General features: G+C 74.0%; 13 protein-coding genes. 2 read left to right on the forward strand and 11 right to left on the reverse strand.

From position 1 onward, the window contains the following. Positions 1 to 3 precede the first annotated feature (3 nt). The 9 genes from cydC to deoC all read right to left on the reverse strand — a co-directional run bounded on the left by cydC (position 4) and on the right by deoC (position 10,972). A complete protein-coding gene (cydC, locus tag PVK74_RS25240; protein ID WP_420800508.1) occupies positions 4 to 1,746 on the reverse strand; it encodes a thiol reductant ABC exporter subunit CydC in 1,743 nt (580 codons plus the stop codon). Then, positions 1,743 to 3,422: a thiol reductant ABC exporter subunit CydD gene (gene cydD / locus PVK74_RS25245; protein ID WP_274477387.1), complete on the reverse strand. Its 1,680-nt coding sequence runs from the start codon at positions 3,420 to 3,422 to the stop codon at positions 1,743 to 1,745. Before cydD ends, cydC begins: the two co-directional genes overlap by 4 nt. After that, entirely contained in the window at positions 3,419 to 4,426 is a 1,008-nt protein-coding gene (locus tag PVK74_RS25250) for a cytochrome d ubiquinol oxidase subunit II (protein WP_274477388.1), read from the reverse strand. The genes cydD and PVK74_RS25250 overlap by 4 nt, the downstream gene beginning before the upstream one ends. An 11-nt stretch (positions 4,427 to 4,437) precedes the next feature. Beyond that, entirely contained in the window at positions 4,438 to 5,685 is a 1,248-nt protein-coding gene (locus tag PVK74_RS25255; protein ID WP_166455836.1) for a cytochrome ubiquinol oxidase subunit I, read from the reverse strand. A 104-nt stretch (positions 5,686 to 5,789) separates the two neighbouring features. Continuing rightward, positions 5,790 to 6,695: a M56 family metallopeptidase gene (locus PVK74_RS25260; protein ID WP_043326742.1), complete on the reverse strand. Its 906-nt coding sequence runs from the start codon at positions 6,693 to 6,695 to the stop codon at positions 5,790 to 5,792. 9 nt (positions 6,696 to 6,704) lie between these two features. After that, positions 6,705 to 7,223 carry a BlaI/MecI/CopY family transcriptional regulator gene (locus tag PVK74_RS25265; protein ID WP_274477389.1) on the reverse strand — a complete coding sequence of 173 codons (519 nt, stop codon included), beginning with the start codon at positions 7,221 to 7,223 and terminating at the stop codon, positions 6,705 to 6,707. Positions 7,224 to 7,759: 536 nt separating this feature from the next. After that, positions 7,760 to 8,584, reverse strand: coding sequence for an aldehyde dehydrogenase family protein (locus PVK74_RS25270; RefSeq protein WP_064447630.1), 825 nt, complete (start codon positions 8,582 to 8,584; stop codon positions 7,760 to 7,762). Then, positions 8,577 to 10,007, reverse strand: a complete 1,431-nt coding sequence (locus PVK74_RS25275; RefSeq protein WP_274477390.1) for an aldehyde dehydrogenase family protein — start codon at positions 10,005 to 10,007, stop codon at positions 8,577 to 8,579. Before PVK74_RS25275 ends, PVK74_RS25270 begins: the two co-directional genes overlap by 8 nt. Before the next feature lie 5 nt (positions 10,008 to 10,012). Next, positions 10,013 to 10,972, reverse strand: coding sequence for a deoxyribose-phosphate aldolase (gene deoC / locus PVK74_RS25280; protein ID WP_030501215.1), 960 nt, complete (start codon positions 10,970 to 10,972; stop codon positions 10,013 to 10,015). Positions 10,973 to 11,108: 136 nt separating this feature from the next. Here deoC and upp point away from each other — a divergent pair, with 136 nt between their 5' ends. Together upp and PVK74_RS25290 are read left to right on the forward strand one after the other, a co-directional pair. Further along, positions 11,109 to 11,741, forward strand: coding sequence for a uracil phosphoribosyltransferase (upp, locus tag PVK74_RS25285; protein WP_043326733.1), 633 nt, complete (start codon positions 11,109 to 11,111; stop codon positions 11,739 to 11,741). 100 nt (positions 11,742 to 11,841) lie between these two features. Further along, positions 11,842 to 12,516 carry a GOLPH3/VPS74 family protein gene (locus PVK74_RS25290; protein WP_030501217.1) on the forward strand — a complete coding sequence of 225 codons (675 nt, stop codon included), beginning with the start codon at positions 11,842 to 11,844 and terminating at the stop codon, positions 12,514 to 12,516. 86 nt (positions 12,517 to 12,602) lie between these two features. On the opposite strand, the gene PVK74_RS25295 is transcribed toward PVK74_RS25290, so the two are convergent. Beyond that, a complete protein-coding gene (locus tag PVK74_RS25295) occupies positions 12,603 to 14,267 on the reverse strand; it encodes a phospho-sugar mutase (RefSeq protein WP_274477391.1) in 1,665 nt (554 codons plus the stop codon). A gap of 49 nt (positions 14,268 to 14,316) precedes the next feature. Further along, entirely contained in the window at positions 14,317 to 16,338 is a 2,022-nt protein-coding gene (locus PVK74_RS25300; RefSeq protein WP_274477392.1) for a serine/threonine-protein kinase, read from the reverse strand. Positions 16,339 to 16,484 lie beyond the last annotated feature (146 nt).

The following is a 16,484-nucleotide window of genomic DNA, read 5'->3' on the forward strand; positions in this document are numbered from 1 at the left end:
GCGCTACGGCGTGACCGCCAGGTAGCCGCGTTCGGCCGTCTGCTGCCGCAGCCACTGCTCCCGGTACCAGCCGGGGTGTGCCACCAGTTCGTCGTGCCGGCCGCGCTGTACCACCCGGCCGCCGTCGAGCACCACGATCTCGTCCAGTCCGGCCAGGCCGCTGAGCCGGTGGCTGATCAGCAGCACCGAGTGCCCGGCCGGGGTGGCGGCGAGCGTGGAGTCCAGCACCGCGTCGGCGGCGGCCGGGTCGAGCCCTTCGGTCGGCTCGTCGAGCACCAGCACCGGCGGGGCGGCCAGCAGCGCGCGGGCCAGCGCGAGGCGCTGCCGCTGCCCGCCGGAGAGCTGCCCGCCCTGCTCGCCGACCACTGTGTCCCAGCCGTCGGGCTGTTCGCGTACCCAGTCGAGCAGGCCGGCCGCCCGGGTCGCGGCGACCAGGTCCGCCTCGGTGGCGTCCGGACGGCCGAGGAGCAGGTTCTCCTTGACCGTGGCGTGGAAGACGTACGCCTCGGCGAGCAGGCCGCCGACCACCCGGGGCAGGTGCTCGTCCGGGATCCCGGCCACCGGCACGCCGCCTACGGTGACCCGGCCGGTGTCGGGGCGTACCGCGCCGGTGAGCACGGCGGCGAGCGTGCTCTTGCCGGCGCCGCTCGGCCCGACCACCGCCACCCGGCGGCCGGCCGGCAGGTCGAGGTCGAAATCGGCCAGCGCGGGGGCGGCCCCGGTCCGGTAGCGCACAGTCACGTCGGCGAACCGTACGTCGTGGCCGTCGATCGCGGGCTCCGGCGCGCTCGCCGGCGGCGCCGTGGCGGCGGGCTCGGCCAGCAGGTCGGCCACCCGGGCCAGCCCGGTCCGGAGCTGGGCGCGCTGGCGGGCCGCCGCGACCAGCGCGAGAGCCACCTCCACGGCGGCGAGCGACCCGACCGCGAGGACGCCGACGAGCACCCCGCCGACCCCGGCCCGCAGCGCCACGGCCACCACCGCGGCGGCGGTGAGGCCACCCACGAGTACGCCCGTCGCGTCCACCGCGAAGCCGGTAGCGGCGAGCCGGCGTTCCAGCTTCGCCAGCCGCGCGCCCCGGTTCTCGGCGGCGGCGAGCGCGGCGCCGGTGGCCCCGAACGCGGCCAGGTCGGCGGCGCCGTGGGTGAGGTCGACCGCGTCCACCGCGAGCGCGCCGCGCAGCGGGGCGACCTCGTCGGCGGCGCGGCGGGTGAGCCGGGTGGCCAGCGCGGGCAGCGCCACGCCGGCCACCAGCAGGCCGATCGCGAGCACACCGGCGGCCGGCGGTGAGATCAGCGCGGCGACGCCGACCGCGAGCACGCTGACCACCGCCGCAGCCGCGCCCGGTACGAGCACGCGCAGGAGCAGGTCCTGGGCCGCCTCCACGTCCGACACCAGGCGGCTCAGCGCGTCCCCGGTACGCCGGCCGGCGTCGCGCCGGGCGGCGAGCGTGGCGAACACCCGGGCCCGTACGTCGGTGATCATGCGGAGCACGGCGTCGTGCCCGGCGAGCCGTTCGGTGTACCGCAGCACGCCCCGGCTGACCGCCAGCGCCCGGACCGCGACGATGGCCACCGTCAGCCGGTCCAGCGGCGGGCGGCCCGCCGCGCTCATCAGCAGCCAGGTGGCGGTGGCCATCAGCGCCAGGCCGGCGAACTCGGTGGCGGCGGCGAGCAGCCCGGCGCCGAGCAGCCGGCTCAGGTACGGCCGGGCCAGGCGCAGCACCGCCCGTTCCGCGCCGGGGATCATCGGGCCACTCCCGGCCCGGTGGCGGTCGGGTGCAGCTCGGTGACCCGGCCGTCCTCGACGCGCAGGATCCGGTCGGCGTCGGCGAGCAGCGCGGGCCGGTGCGCGACGAGCAGCGCGGTACGTCCGGCGACCAGCCGCCGGGTGGCGTCCAGCACGACCGCCTCGCTGGCGGAGTCCAGTCGCGCGGTCGGCTCGTCGAGCAGCACGATCGGCGCGTCCCGCAGGAACGCGCGGGCGAGCGCGACCCGCTGCCGTTGACCGCTGGACAGGCCGTGGCCGCGTTCGCCGAGGCGGGTGTCCAGCCCGTCGGGCAGGGCGTCGACCACCTCGTCCAGCGCGGCGTCGGCGACCGCGGCGGCGAGCACGTCGTCCGGGGTGTCCGGCGCGCCGAGGCGGATGTTGTCGGCGAGCGACCCGGCGAACAGGTGCGCCCGCTGCGGCACCCACGCCAGTTCGCGCCGCCAGGCGTCCAGGTCGACTCCGGCCAGGTCCACGTCGTCGACGGTGACCCGGCCGGAGGTCGGTGCGACGAAGCCGAGGAGCAGGTTGAGCAGCGTGCTCTTGCCCGCGCCGCTGGGCCCGATGACGGCGATCCGGTCGCCGGGCCGGATGGTCAGCGTGACGTCGCGCAGCGCTGTGGTCCGGTCGTACGCGACGCTCACGCCCTCGAAGCGGATCTCGCCCCGGCCGCCCGGCGTGGGACGGCGGGGTTCGGTGGTGGCGGGCGCGTCGGTGGCGGAGAGCGTGAGCGCCTCGTCCAGCGCGGTGAGCCCTTCCATGCTGGCGTGGAACCGGCTGCCCGCCGCACGCAACGGCAGGTACGCCTCCGGGGTGAGCAGCAGCACCAGCAGCGCGGTGGAGAGCGTGAGGCCGCCGCCGAGCAGCCGGATGCCGACCGGCACCGCGACGAGCGCGACGGAGAGCGTGGCGACCAGTTCCAGCACCAGCGCGGACAGGAACGCGATGCGCAGCGTCTTCATGGTGGCCTGGCGGTGGCCGTCGGCCATCCGGCGGACCACGTCGACCTGCCCCTTGGACCGGCCGAACGCGCGCAGCGTGGGCAGCCCGGCGACCATGTCGAGGAAGTGCCCGCCGAGCAGTGACAGCCGCCGCCACTGCCGTTCGGTGGCGGCCTGCGCCTGCCAGCCGAGCAGCGCGCCGAAGATCGGGATGAGCGGGATGGTGAGCGCGATGATCAGCGCCGAGCTCCAGTCGGCGAACACGATCCGGGCCAGCACCGCGACCGGCACCGTGACGCTCAGCACGAGCTGCGGCAGGTAGCCGGTGAAGTAGGGGTCCAGCGCGTCCAGCCCGCGCCCGGCCAGCGTGGCGAGCTGCCCGGCCCGCTGCCCGGCGACCCAGGTGGGTCCGTGCCGGCCGACCGCGCCCAGCAGGTCGGCGCGCAGCGCCGCCTTGACCGTCGCGGCGGCCCGCGCCGCCACTGTGCCCTGCGCCCAGCTCACCAGCGCCCGCCCGGCGACCGCCGCCACGAGACCGGCCAGCGCCGGCCGGTGCAGCCGCCCGTCGAACGCGGTGGCCAGCAGCGTCGCCAGCGCGGTCGCCTGGGCGATCACCAGCAGCGCGGTCAGCCCGCCCAGCGCCGCGAGCACGGCGAGGTCGCGCCGGGCCGCGGGGACCCGACGCAGCAGACGCGGGTCGAACGGGCGGCGGTTCACCAGTACACCGGTGCCCTGCCGTCGATCCGTCCCCGGAACACCCACCAGCACATCGCCTGAAAGCCTAGTAGGGCCGGCACGAGCGGTAACGCGAGCCATCCCAACAGTGCCAGCGTCGGACGGCCGGCGGCCGCCTCGGCCACCGTCAGCGAGGCTGCCGGGTCGGCCGTGGAGACCAGGATCCGGGGCCAGAGCGCGGCCCCGACCAGCGGCGCGGGCAGCGCCAGCGCCGTCGCGGTCGCGGCGAAGGCCACACCGGCCCGGGCCCGCCGCAGCGCCGCGCGGGCCGTTAGCAGCGCGGCCACGAGCGCCAACGGCAGGAGTACGGCCACAGCCGGGCGCGCCACCGCGGCGCGTACCCGATCGGAGAGCACGCCCAGGACGGTGGCCGCGCCGACGGCGACGAGTGCGGCGGGCACCAGGGCACTCGCCAGCCGGGCGAGCGCCGGGGCGTCGGCGGAGGGCAGCCGGAGCGTGAGGAACGTCGCACCGTGCACCGCCACCAGCGCCAGCAGGGCCAGCCCTGCGGCGGCGACGAACGGGGTGGCGAGATGACCGACACCGACCACATGCCCGTCGGCGCTCAGCGGCACGCCCTGGAGCAGCCCGCCGAGCACCGCGCCCCAGCCCAGCGCGGCGAGCACGCTGCCGACCACCACCCCCCGGTCCCAGCCGGCGCGCGCCGTTCCGGAGACTGGGCGGCTGCGCAACTGCACCCCGGCGGTCACCAGCACCACCCCGGCCAGCGCGGCGAGCACCGCCGGGTAGAAGCCGGAGAGCAGCTCGCCCTCCAGCCGGGGGAACGCGCCGAACAGGATGCCGACGGCCGCCACCAGCCAGACCTCGTTGCCGAGGAAGAACGGCCCGAGCGCGGCGAGCGTGGCCCGGCTGCCCGGCGTCGGGCCGCGCCGGGCCAGCAGCAGGCCGACGCCGTAGTCGTAGCCGCCGAGCACGAGGTAGGTGGCGAAGAAGAGGCCGAGCAGGGCGTACCAGGCGAGTTCCACGGTGGGCTCCCTCAGACGAGCACGGGCTGGTGGTGGGGGTCGGTGTCGGGCGCGGGCGGTCGGCCGAGGGCGGGGTCGTGCGCGCCGCGCGCGGCGTGCCGGGCCAGCAGCGTCCAGTTGGTCACCGCGAGCGCGCCGAGCAGCAGGCTGAACCCGATCAGCGAGGCGAGCATCAGCCCCGGCGAGACCGGGGAGACGGCCTGCGCGGTGGGCAGCAGCCCGTACGCGGCCCAGGGCTGGCGGCCGACCTCGCGGGCGATCCAGCCGAGCAGCATCGCCACGAACGGCAGCGGCAGGCCGAGCAGGATCAGCCAGAGCGGGAACCGCAACCGGATGATCCAGTCGCGCCAGAGCAGCGGCAGCAGGAGCCAGAGGGCGCCGAGCGTGAAGCCGATCAGGATCATGAAGCCGAGGCCGACGTTGGAGAGCACCGGCGGATCCCAGTCGCCGGGGCCGAACCGCGCGGTCCAGTCGGCGACGAGCGCGTCGCGCTCCGGCCCGCCGCCGAACTTCGTCGGCTGGAGCTGCGCGACCGGGCCGAACTGGGCGAAGCCGAAGCCCTGGAGCGTGCTGACCGCTAGCGCCGCGGTGACCAGGCCGAGGCGCAGCGAGGTGCGGAACAGCGCGTAGTCGCTGGTACGCCGCAGCAGGTGCCACGCGCTCACCGCGGCCATCAGCAGGCCGCCGGTGACCAGGCTCGCCGAGATCACGTGGCCGAACGCCATGCCGAACGTGGGATTGGTGAGCAGCGCGCCGAAGTCGGTGAGGTGGGCGATGCCGTCGCGGACCTCGTACCCGACCGGGTTCTGCAGCCAGGCGTTCGCCACCATGATCCAGAACGCCGAGGCGTACGCGGTGATCGCCACGCCCCAGAGCAGCGCCAGGTGTACGCCGCGCCGCAGCCGGTGCCACCCGAAGATCCACATGCCGAGGAACGTGGACTCCAGGAAGAACGCCACGAGCGTCTCGATGGCCAGCGGCGCCCCGAACACGTTGCCGACGTAGCGCGACAGCCCGCTCCAGTTCAGCCCGAACTGGAACTCCATCACGATGCCGGTGGCGATGCCGAGCACGTAGTTGATCACGTAGAGCTGGCCCCAGAACCGGGTCAGCCGCTCGTACACCGGTTTGCCGGTGAGGAAGCCGGCCGTCTGCAACCCGACCAGCAGCGTGACCAGGCCGAGCGTGACCGCCACGAACAGGAAATGGATCGAGGTGGTGGTGGCGAACTGGAGGCGGGCGAGGAGCAGCGGATCCACTGTCGTCCTCCCATGGGTCGACTCTCTTGTCGTAGCCAACCTACACGTAGCTTCACTACCTATAGGGGTGTGCGAACCCGGAGAAGTCCCTTAGGGGGGCGAGATCAGCTCAGGAACAGGGCGAACGGCAGGGAGACGAGCGTGCCCGCGACGGCGAGCGCCATCGCGCCGAGCACCCGCGGCGGGCGGTCCGCGACGAGCAGCCGCTGCACCCGTACGTCCAGATCGCGGTCGCCGAGTCCGAGCGTGCCCGCCGGTTGCACCCGGTGCTCGGCGGCGGCGAACCGTCGCAGCGCACCGGCGAGCGGCGCGTCCGCGTGCAGCTCCCGGGCCTTGTCGTCGGCGCGCATCTCGACCAGCAGCGCCACCCGCGCGTGCGCGTCCCGCACCCACTGGAACCAGGGCAGCGCCCGGCACAACGCGGTGAACGGCAGCAGCACCAGATCGTGCCGCTCCTGGGCGTGCGCCCGCTCGTGGGTGAGCACCGCCGCCAGCTCGGCCGGGTCGAGCAGGTCGAGCGTGCCCGCGCTCACCACCACCCGGGGCCGCACCCCCGGCAGGCAGTACGCCGCAGCGCTCGGGTGGTCCAGCACCAGCGCGCCGGGCACCGTCGGGTCACGCCGGGCCACCAGGTGCAACAGCTCCCGGTGCCGGCGCTGGGCGCGTACCGCGCCGTGCAGGCTGCGTACCGTCGTGGTGAGCAGCACCACGCCGATGCCGAGACCGACGCCGACCAGGCTGAGGTGCACCGCGCCCACACCGGCCGGAAGCGTGCCGTGGGCCAGGTCGTCGGCCAGCGCCAGCAGCGCCCACCCGGTCGCCCGGTCGTAGACGTCGAGGCCCAGCGCCATCGGCAACCCCATGGCCGACAGGCCGAGCGCCAGCCCGACCGCCTGCCAGCACAGGATCGCCACCCGGGGCGCGCGCCACGTCCAGCGCGCGGCGGCGAGGACCTGCGCGGTCAGCCAGCAGGCCAGAATGGTCGCGGCGAAGTGCAGGGCGTACGCCACGGCGGCCGCCTACCGGTCCGTCGCCTCGTCGAGCGCCGGCCGACCGGGCCGGGGGTCCTCGATCCGGCCGGTCGGTCCGTCCTCGGCGGTCGCTGGCCTGGTCGCTCCGGTCTCGGTGGTCGCTGGCCCGGTTGCCCCGGTCTCGACGATCGTGGGCCCGGTCGCTCCGGCCTCGGCGCTGAGCGCGGCGCGGAGCACGTCCGCCTCCGTGCCGGTCACCGACCGGGCGAAGCGCACCAGCGCGGCGTCCCGGCTGCCGCCGAGATCGAGGGCTTCGAGCATGAGCTGGGCGATGTGCGCCTCGCGGGTGGCGGCGGGGCGGTAACGCCAGGCGCGGCCCTCCCGCTCGCGCTGCACCATGCCCTTGCCGGCGAGCCGGTCGAGCACGGTCATGACGGTGGTGTAGGCCAGTTCGCGGCCGTCCAGGGCGTCGGCGACCTCGCGCACCGTCACACCGCCCGAGGCGGCTGGTGCCGCGTCCCACAGCACGTCCATCACCGCACGCTCAAGGTCCCCCAGCCGAGTCACCCACCAATCCTACCCCCGGTAGTAGACCCTCTCCGCCGCCCCGGTCCCCGGTTCCGGTCCCCGCCCCTCCCTCCCGAAGATCAACACCAGCTCGGGGAGGTGGTGTGGTCCGAGGCGGCTCGATGCAGCCACCTCGCCGTACTGGTGTCGATCTAGCTCTCCTCGGACGACCCTGCCAAGATCCACTCTGCCTCGGGGAAGTGGTGCAGTCCCGGGTCGGTCGATGTGGCCACTCCGAGGAAGTGGTGTTGATCTTGCTGGGCGGCCGGGTGAGTGTCGGGGCGCGGCTCGGGTCACTTCGGAGGTTTTGGTGTTGATCCTGTCGGCCTCCTGCGGGGCCTTCGACAAGATCAACGCCAGTTCGGGGAGGTGGTGGCATCCGAGGCGGGTTGATCGGCCCACTTCGCCGTGCTGGTGTCGATCTTGCTCGGCTGCGGGTGCGGTCGACGACCGTTCGCGGGAAGAGCGGGGACGGGAAGTGGCGGCAACCCGGGAGGGTGTGCCGCCACTTCGGGCCGGGACCGGACTGCCGTCTGTCAGACGCCCTTGGGGTGCCAGACCGTCTTGGTCTCCAGCAGCGTGGTCATCCGGGTGATGCCGGGATCGGCGTACCAGTCGTGGTCGGCCGGGGCCGGCCGGAGCACCCGCTTGAGGTTCTCCGCGGCCTTGATCTCCAGGTCGGCGGCCAGCTCGGCGTCGGTGACGCCGGTCAGGTCGATCGCGTTGACGTCCATGTGCGCGGCGAGCGTCGGCACGGTCTCGGTCAGCCGGCCGGTGAGGATGTTGACCACCCCGCCGGGCAGGTCGGAGGTGGCGAGCACCTCGGCCAGCGTCACCGCCGCCAGCGGCGCCGCCGGGGAGGCGGCCACCACGACCGTGTTGCCGGTGACGATCGCCGGGGCGATCACGCTCACCAGGCCGAGCAGCGCGGGCTCCTCGGGGGCGGCCACCGCCACCACGCCGGTGGGCTCCGGCGCGGACAGGTTGAAGTACGGGCCGGCCACCGGGTTCGCGCCGCCGTACACCTGGGACAGCTTGTCGGACCAGCCCGCGTACCAGACCCAGCGGTCGATCGCGGCGTCCACCTCGTCGGCCGGTACGCCCAGGGCGACGAACTGCTCGCGCCGGCCCTCCAGCATCTCGGCGACCCGGTAGAGGATCTGACCCCTGTTGTACGCGGTCGCCCCGGCCCAGCCCTTCACCGCGGCGCGGGCGGCCACTACCGCGTCCCGCGCGTCCTTCCGGGAGGCAAGAGACACGTTCGCGGATTGCACGAGATACGACCGTCCCGACTCGCTGCGCGGGAACTTCCCGCCGATGAAGAGCTTGTACGTCTTGCGTACCGCGACCCGCTCAGACATTGAGGTACCCCTCCAGCCCGTGCCGGCCGCCCTCGCGACCGTAGCCCGACTCCTTGTAGCCGCCGAACGGCGACGTCGGGTCGAACTTGTTGAACGTGTTCGCCCACACCACGCCTGCGCGCAGCCGGTCGGCCAGCCACAGGATCCGGGAACCCTTGTCGGTCCAGATTCCGGCCGACAGCCCGTACGGCGTGTTGTTGGCCTTTTCGACGGCCTCCGCCGGGGTGCGGAACGTGAGCACGGACAGCACCGGGCCGAAGATCTCCTCGCGGGCGATCCGGTGGGCCTGGGTGACGCCGGTGAAGATGGTCGGCGCGAACCAGAAGCCGCGCTCGGGCAGCTCGCACGGCGGCGACCAGCGCTCCGCACCCTCGGCGGACCCGGCGTCGGACAGCTCCCGGATGCGGGCGAGCTGCTCGGCCGAGTTGATCGCGCCGATGTCGGTGTTCTTGTCCAGCGGGTCACCGACCCGGAGCTGGGCCATCCGGCGCTTGAGCGACTCCAGCACCCGGTCGGCCACCGACTCCTGGACCAGCAGCCGGGACCCGGCGCAGCAGACGTGGCCCTGGTTGAAGAAGATGCCGTTGACGATGCCCTCGACGGCCTGGTCGATCGGCGCGTCGTCGAAGACGATGTTCGCGGCCTTGCCGCCCAGTTCCAGCGTGAGCTTCTTGCGGGTGCCGGCGACCGAGCGGGCGATGGCCCGGCCCACCTCGGTGGAGCCGGTGAACGCGACCTTGTCCACGCCCGGGTGCTCGACCAGCGCCCGGCCGGTGTCGCCGGCACCGGTGACGATGTTGACCACGCCGGCGGGCAGGTCGGCCTGCTGGCAGATCTCGGCGAACAGCAGCGCGGTCAGCGGGGTGGTCTCGGCGGGCTTGAGCACGACCGTGTTGCCGGCGGCCAGCGCCGGGGCGATCTTCCACGCCAGCATGAGCAGCGGGAAGTTCCACGGGATGACCTGCGCCGCCACGCCGAGCGGCTTCGGGTCCGGGCCGAAGCCCGCGTGCGGAAGCTTGTCGGCCCAGCCCGCGTAGTAGAAGAAGTGCGCGGCGACCAGCGGCAGGTCGACGTCGCGGGACTCCTTGATCGGCTTGCCGTTGTCCAGCGACTCCAGCACCGCTAGCTCGCGCGAGCGTTCCTGGATGAGCCGGGCGATCCGGAACAGGTACTTGGCCCGGTCCCGGCCCGGCATCGGACCCCAGACCTTCTCGTACGCGGTCCGGGCGGCGCGCACGGCGCGGTCCACGTCGTCGGCGCCGGCCTCGGCGATCTCGGCCAGCACCTCCTCGGAGGCCGGGTTCACCGACTTGAAGCTGCCGCCGGAGGCCGGGTCGACGAACGCGCCGTCGACGAAGAGCCCGTACGAGGGCTTGATGTCCACCACCGAGCGGGACTCGGGGGCGGGTGCGTATTCGAACATCGCGTTCAGTCCAGGGTGAAGTAGTCGGGGCCGGCGTAGACGCCGGTCGTCAGCTTGGTGCGCTGCATGAGCAGGTCGTTGAGCAGGCTCGACGCGCCGAACCGGAACCAGTCCGGGCTCAGCCAGTCGGCGCCGACCGTCTCGTTGACCATGACCAGGTACTTGATCGCGTCCTTGGTGGTCTTGATGCCACCGGCCGGCTTGACGCCGACCTGACGCCCGGTGGCGGCGCGGAAGTCGCGGACCGCCTCCAGCATCACCAGCGTCACCGGCAGGGTGGCCGCGACCGGGACCTTGCCGGTGGAGGTCTTGATGAAGTCGCCGCCCGCGAGCATGGCGAGCCAGGACGCCCGCCGCACGTTGTCGTACGTGGCCAGCTCGCCGGTCTCCAGGATCACCTTGAGGTGGGCGTCCCCGCAGGCTTCCTTGGTGGCCACGATCTCGTCGTAGACCTCGGCGTAGCGCCCGGCCAGGAACGCGCCCCGGTTGATCACCATGTCGATCTCGTCCGCGCCGGCCTCGACCGCCGCCCGCACGTCGGCGAGCTTGATCTCCAGCGGGGCCTGACCGGACGGGAACGCGGTCGCCACGCTGGCCAGGTGCACGCCGCTGCCGCGCAGCACCTCGGCCACGTACGGGACCATCGACGGGTAGACGCAGACGGCGCCCACGTGCGGGCAACTCGGATCGGCCGGGTCGGGGCGCAGCGCCTTCGCGGCCAGCGCCCGCACCTTGCCGGGCGTGTCCGCGCCTTCCAGGGTGGTCAGGTCGACCATCCGGATCGCCAGGTCGATCGCCTCGGCCTTCGCCGTGGTCTTGATGGAGCGGGTGCCGAGCTGCGCCGCCCGCTGCTCCGCGCCGACCTGGTCCACGCCGGGCAGGCCGTGCAGGAAGGTCCGCAGAGCGGTCTCGGATCGTCCCAGCTCGGAGAGATCCGACCGGGCCGACGTCGTTGTCGCCGTCATGCCCCGAATAGTACGCACTCGCGAGTCCTGTGATCTTGGTCACGGTGAACGGGTTGCGAGCGTCGTACGTGAGCGGGGTCGCTGGTCGGGCCGCACCCACCGTGCGCCGGTCCACGGAGCGGTAGGTTGAGCGATCGTGGACGTAACCGTCATTGACCATCCGCTCGCCCAGACGCGGCTGACCGCCATGCGGGACGCCCGGACCGACTCGTCGTCGTTCCGGGCGGCGCTGCGCGAACTCACCACCATGCTGGTGTACGAGGCCGCGCGCTCCTTCCCGGTCGAGAAGTACTCGATCCAGACCCCGGTCACCGCCACCGAAGGCAGCCGGCTGGCGAACCCGCCGCTGCTGGTGCCGGTGCTGCGGGCCGGCCTCGGCATGGCCGACGCCGCGCTCGGCCTGCTGCCCGAGTCGTCGATGGGCTTCGTCGGCCTGGCCCGCGACGAGGAGACGTACGAGCCCCGCGCGTACATGGAGTCGCTGCCGCGCGACCTCAGCGGCCTGCCGGTGCTGGTGCTCGACCCGATGCTCGCCACCGGCGGCTCGCTGGAGCACTGCTGCCGGCTGCTCGCCGACCGCGGCTGCACCGACATCACCGTGCTCTGCGTGCTGGCCGCGCCGGTCGGCATCGAGCGGCTGGAGCGCTCCGGCCTGCCGTTGCGCCTGGTCACCGCCTCGATCGACGAGGGCCTGAACGACTCGAAGTTCATCGTCCCCGGCCTGGGTGACGCCGGCGACCGCCAGTTCGGCGGCATGCCCCGTTTCTGAGGCCGGTCCCGGTGCGGAGGGTCGGCCCTCCGCACCGGGAACCGGACTGCCCCGGCGAGTTGGTGCGCGGGGGTGCGGGGAGGCGCTAGCGTTCCGGGCCATGACTGGTGTTGCGCTCGCCGAAGAGCTGCTGCTCCTCGCGTACGACGACGAAACCGGCAAGGCCACCATGCCGCGGATCAGCCTTGACCTGGGCATGGCCGCGGCGGTGCTGGTCGAGCTGGCCCTGGCCGGACGGCTCGCGTACGCGGACGGGAACCTGGCGGTGATCGATCCGGCGCCGACCGGTGAGCCGATCGCCGACGCCGTACTCGCCAAGATCGCCGCGGAGACCCCGCACACGCCCTCGTCCTGGGTGCAGCGGCTGCGGCACGGGCTGCGCGACCGGATCCTCACCGACCTGTGCGGGCGGGGCGTGGTCCGGGACGTGGAGGAGACCGAGCTGGACTTCATCCACGTGCACCGCTACCCGGTGGCGGACCCCTCGGTCGAGGCGGACATCCGGCAGCGCCTGGCCGACGCGCTGACCAGCGGGCAACTTCCCGACGAGCGGACCGCCGCGCTCGCCACGCTCGTCGCGGTGCTGCGGATGGAGCCGGCGCTCGGGCTCACCGGCCCGGCCGCCGAGGACGCCGGGCGCCGCCTGGAGGAGATCGCCGCCGGCGCCGGGTTCTCCGGCACGGTGAGCCTGGACGACAGCGTGGTGCGCCCGTCGATCAGTCTGGTCATCGCCGCGCTGGGCCAGGCCGTCGACGCCGCCCTGGGCAAGCGGTAAGGAAGGGCCCCCTCTTAACGCCTCCGGTAGAGGAAGGGCCCCTTATTAACGCGAGGCGTTAATAAGGGGCCCTTCCTTACACCCGGTCAGAGGCCGAGGGCGGCGGCGATCTCGTTGCGCAGCTCGGTCACGGCGGCACGCGCGCGCTGCCGGGCCGCCGGCACGTCGCCGCCGGTCACCGGCTCCACCACCTCCAGGTACGCCTTGAGCTTCGGCTCGGTGCCGGACGGCCGGATCACCACCCGGGCCGCGCCGGTGCGCAGGATCACCACGTCCGCGTCGGGGAGCAGGTCGGTCGCCTCGGTCACCGGCTGCCCGAGCAGCGCGGTCGGGGTGGCCGCCCGGATCCGCGCCATCGAGTCCGCGATGACGCGCAGGTCCTCCACCCGGACCGAGAGCTGCTCGGTGTGGTGCACGCCGAACTCGGCGGCCAGCTCGTCCAGCCGGTCGAGGAGCGTACGGCCCTCGGCCTTCAGACCGGCGGCCAGCTCGGCGACGGTCAGCGCGGCGGTGATGCCGTCCTTGTCGCGTACGTGCTCCGGCGCGACGCAGTAGCCGAGCGCCTCCTCGTAGCCGTACACGAGCGGCTCCCGGCCGCCGCCGGCCCGGACGATCCACTTGAACCCGGTGAGCGTCTCGTCGTAGGGCAGACCCCGGGCCGCCGCCATGGCCCGCAGCAGCGCCGAGGACACGATCGTGGTGGCGTACAGGCCGGTCACGCCACGTCGCATCAGGTGGTCGGCGAGCAGCGCGCCCACCTCGTCGCCGCGCAGCATCCGCCAGGACCCGGCGTCGCGTACGGCCACCGCGCAGCGGTCCGCATCCGGGTCGTTGGCGATGGCGAGATCCGCGCCGGTGCGGTCGGCGAGCGCGACGAGCAGGTCCACCGCGCCCGGCTCCTCCGGGTTGGGGAAGCTGACGGTCGGGAACGCCGGGTCCGGCTCGGCCTGCTCCGGCACCACGCCCGGCACGCCGAACCCGGCGTGCGCGAACGCGGCGGTCAGCACCGCGCCGCCCACCCCGTGCAGCGGCGTGTACGCCACCTTCAGGTCGCGCGGCCCGGTCGGGTCCACCACGGCGGCGGCCTGTTCCACGTACGCGGCCACCAGGTCGTCGCCGAGCACCTGCCCGACCGGGCCGAGCGGCACCTCGGCGAGCGGGCCGACGGCCCGGATGGCCGCCTCGATGCCGGCGTCGGCGGGCGGCACGATCTGCGCGCCGGCGCCCGGCTCACCGCCGAGCTGCGCGCCCAGGTAGACCTTGTAGCCGTTGTCCTGCGGCGGGTTGTGGCTGGCGGTCACCATCACCCCGGCGACCGCGCCGAGCTGCCGGACCGCGAACGCCAGCACCGGCGTGGGCAACGGCCGGGGCAGCAGCAGCGCCGGACGGCCCGCGCCGGTGGCCACCTGGGCGGTGCGCTCGGCGAAGGCCAGCGAGCCGCGCCGGGCGTCGTACCCGATCACCAGCGGGCCCTCGCCGCCCTGGGCGGCGAGCCAGCGCACGAGCCCGGCGGCGGCCTGGGTGACCACGGCGAGGTTCATGCCGTTCGGCCCGGCGCGCAGCGGGCCGCGCAGTCCGGCGGTGCCGAACGTCAGCGGGCCGGCGAACCGGTCGGCCAGGTCGGTCGCCGTGCCGGGCAGCCCGTCCAGGACGGCGCGCAGCTCGTCGCGGTCGGCCGGGTCCGGGTCGTCGGCGAGCCAGCGCTCGGCTCGGACGCGAAGGTCGTCTAGGTCAGTGGTTTCCGCCGCCATTGCCTCTTGATAGCACGGCGGCGGATCACCACTGGCCGTCGGCCTCGACTCAGTTCGCCTCGGTGAGCTGGAACGAGCCGACCATCGCGTCGAAGATCGGCTTGCTCTCCGCGAACCGCGCGTCGGTCGAGGAGAGGTAGAACGAGTAGACCTTGCCGTCCTTGACCACGCCCCGCCAGATGCCGTGACGCATGGACTCACCCTCGCCGCAGGTGTATTCGAGCTGGCCCGCGGTCTGCCCGGCGAGCGGCTGCTCGGAAACCGACACCTCGGTGTAGGGGGCGGGACAGGTCTTGCTCTTGGCGCTGTTCTTGTTCAGGTTCCGCGAGGCGAACTCGGCCCAGCTGATCGAGGTGCCGCCCCACGGCTCGGCGATCACCCGCACCTTGCGGCCCTCGTCCTCGGGGTCGACGTAGTCGACGTAGAGGCCGCCGGTCTGCCGCTGCCAGCCCTTCGGCACCTGGATGGTCACGCCCTTGACGGTCTGCTCCTGCATCTCGGGCGCGGCGGCAGCCGAGTTCGACGGCAGCGTGCCCACGATCGGCGGTGGCGTGTCGTCGCCGCCGCTGGTCAGCGCGATCACGCTCACCAGCAGCACCACGGCGAGGCCACCGGCGGCGGCGAGCTGGACCTTGCGCGGCCACGCCTTGATCCGGCCGAGCAGGCCCTTGGCCGAGCCGAGCGCGCCGCCACCACCGGCGGCCGGAGCGGTGGCCGGCGTGGTCCACGGCTGGCCGGTGCCGGGCACCGACCACTGGTTGCCGCCGCCGTACACCGGCTGGGTGGCGTCGGCGGCACGGCCGTAGACCGGCTGGGTGGTCGGCACCTGCTGGGTGGCGTCCGCGCCGGCGCCCTGGCCGAGCCGGACCGTGGCGTCCGGCGAAATGCGCTGGGTGGCCTCGGGCGCGGGCCCGGACATCGCGCCGGTCGGGGTGTGCAGCGGTCCGGCCAGCGCGTCCGCGCTGGTCTCGTCCAGCGCGGCGTCGCCCGCCGCCGGCTTCTCGCCGACGGGCCGCTCCCCGCGGCGCAGCGCGGCGAGCCGGTCGGTCAGCGACTCGTCCGGACCGATCATGGCCCGACCGCCGATCTGGCCGCTCGGCTTCGGCTCGGCCGCGATGGCCGGCGGCGTGGTCGGGCGCGGCACCGGCACCACCGCGTACGGGTCGGTGACCGAGTTGACCGCGGTGGCGGTGCTGGTCAGCGGCCCGGCGAGCAGTTCGCGCAGGTTGGCGCGGGCCCGGTGCACGTCCATCCGGCGGGCCGGGTCCTTCTCCAGCAGCCCCATCAGCACGCCGGTGAGCGGGCCGCTGCGCTGCGGCGTGGCGGGCGGGTCCTCGACCACGGCGTGCATGGTCTCGATCGGGTCGCCCTTGTCGAACGGGGGACGGCCCTCGACCGCTGTGTAGAGCGTCACGCCGAGCGAGAACAGATCGCTGGGCGGCCCGAACTCCTGGCCCATGGCCCGCTCGGGGGAGATGAAGTGCGGCGAGCCGAGCACCATGCCCGGCGTGGTGAGCTGCACGTCGGTGGGCATCCGGGCGACGCCGAAGTCGGTGAGCACGCAGCGGCCGTCGGAGCAGATCAGCACGTTGGCCGGCTTGACGTCGCGGTGCAGCACACCGATGGCGTGCGCCACCTCCAGCGCGCCGAGCAACGCGATGCCGATCTTGGCGACGGCGCGCGGCGCGACCGGCCCGTCCTCGATCACCATGTCGGCGAGGCTGCGGGCGTCCAGCAGTTCCATCACGATCCACGGCCGGCCGCCCTCGGTGACCACGTCGTAGACCTGCACCACGGCCGGGTGCTGGATCGCGGCGGCGGCGCGGGCCTCCCGCAGCGTCCGTTCGTAGAGCGCGTCGCGGTCGCTCGGGGCGAGCCCCGGCGGGAGGACGACCTCCTTGACCGCCACGTCGCGGCGCAGCAATGTGTCTGTGGCCCGCCAGACCGTGCCCATGCCTCCGTTGCCCACCGGGGAGCGCAGCGAGTAGCGACCACCGATGGTGGTGCCGGGCGCCGCGCGTCCAGTGGGGGGACTGGCCGGTCCGCCGCTCCACGTCGGAATCTGAGTCACAGAAAAGCCACCGGGGGATATCGAGGGGGCTGGGACACAACCCCTCTATCTTGCTGGTTCCGACGCCCGATGCGAAACCCGACGCGGCGGGCGTTTACCTACTCGACGGTATGTGGCCGGTTGCTCACCTCCGGTGGTGTGCCGTG

Origin of the sequence: Micromonospora chalcea (assembly GCF_028768405.1) — a bacterium.
GTDB classification, from domain to species: Bacteria; Actinomycetota; Actinomycetes; order Mycobacteriales; family Micromonosporaceae; genus Micromonospora; species Micromonospora chalcea.

What these genes read in the sequence shown, in the direction of transcription:
- cydC (WP_420800508.1), bottom strand. Translation starts at nt 1,746, where the DNA reads ATGATCCCCGGCGCGGAACGGGCGGTGCTGCGCCTGGCCCGGCCGTAC.
- PVK74_RS25270 (WP_064447630.1), bottom strand. Translation starts at nt 8,584, where the DNA reads ATGTCTGAGCGGGTCGCGGTACGCAAGACGTACAAGCTCTTCATCGGC.
- PVK74_RS25275 (WP_274477390.1), bottom strand. Translation starts at nt 10,007, where the DNA reads ATGTTCGAATACGCACCCGCCCCCGAGTCCCGCTCGGTGGTGGACATC.
- deoC (WP_030501215.1), bottom strand. Translation starts at nt 10,972, where the DNA reads ATGACGGCGACAACGACGTCGGCCCGGTCGGATCTCTCCGAGCTGGGA.
- PVK74_RS25290 (WP_030501217.1), top strand. Translation starts at nt 11,842, where the DNA reads ATGACTGGTGTTGCGCTCGCCGAAGAGCTGCTGCTCCTCGCGTACGAC.
- PVK74_RS25295 (WP_274477391.1), bottom strand. Translation starts at nt 14,267, where the DNA reads ATGGCGGCGGAAACCACTGACCTAGACGACCTTCGCGTCCGAGCCGAG.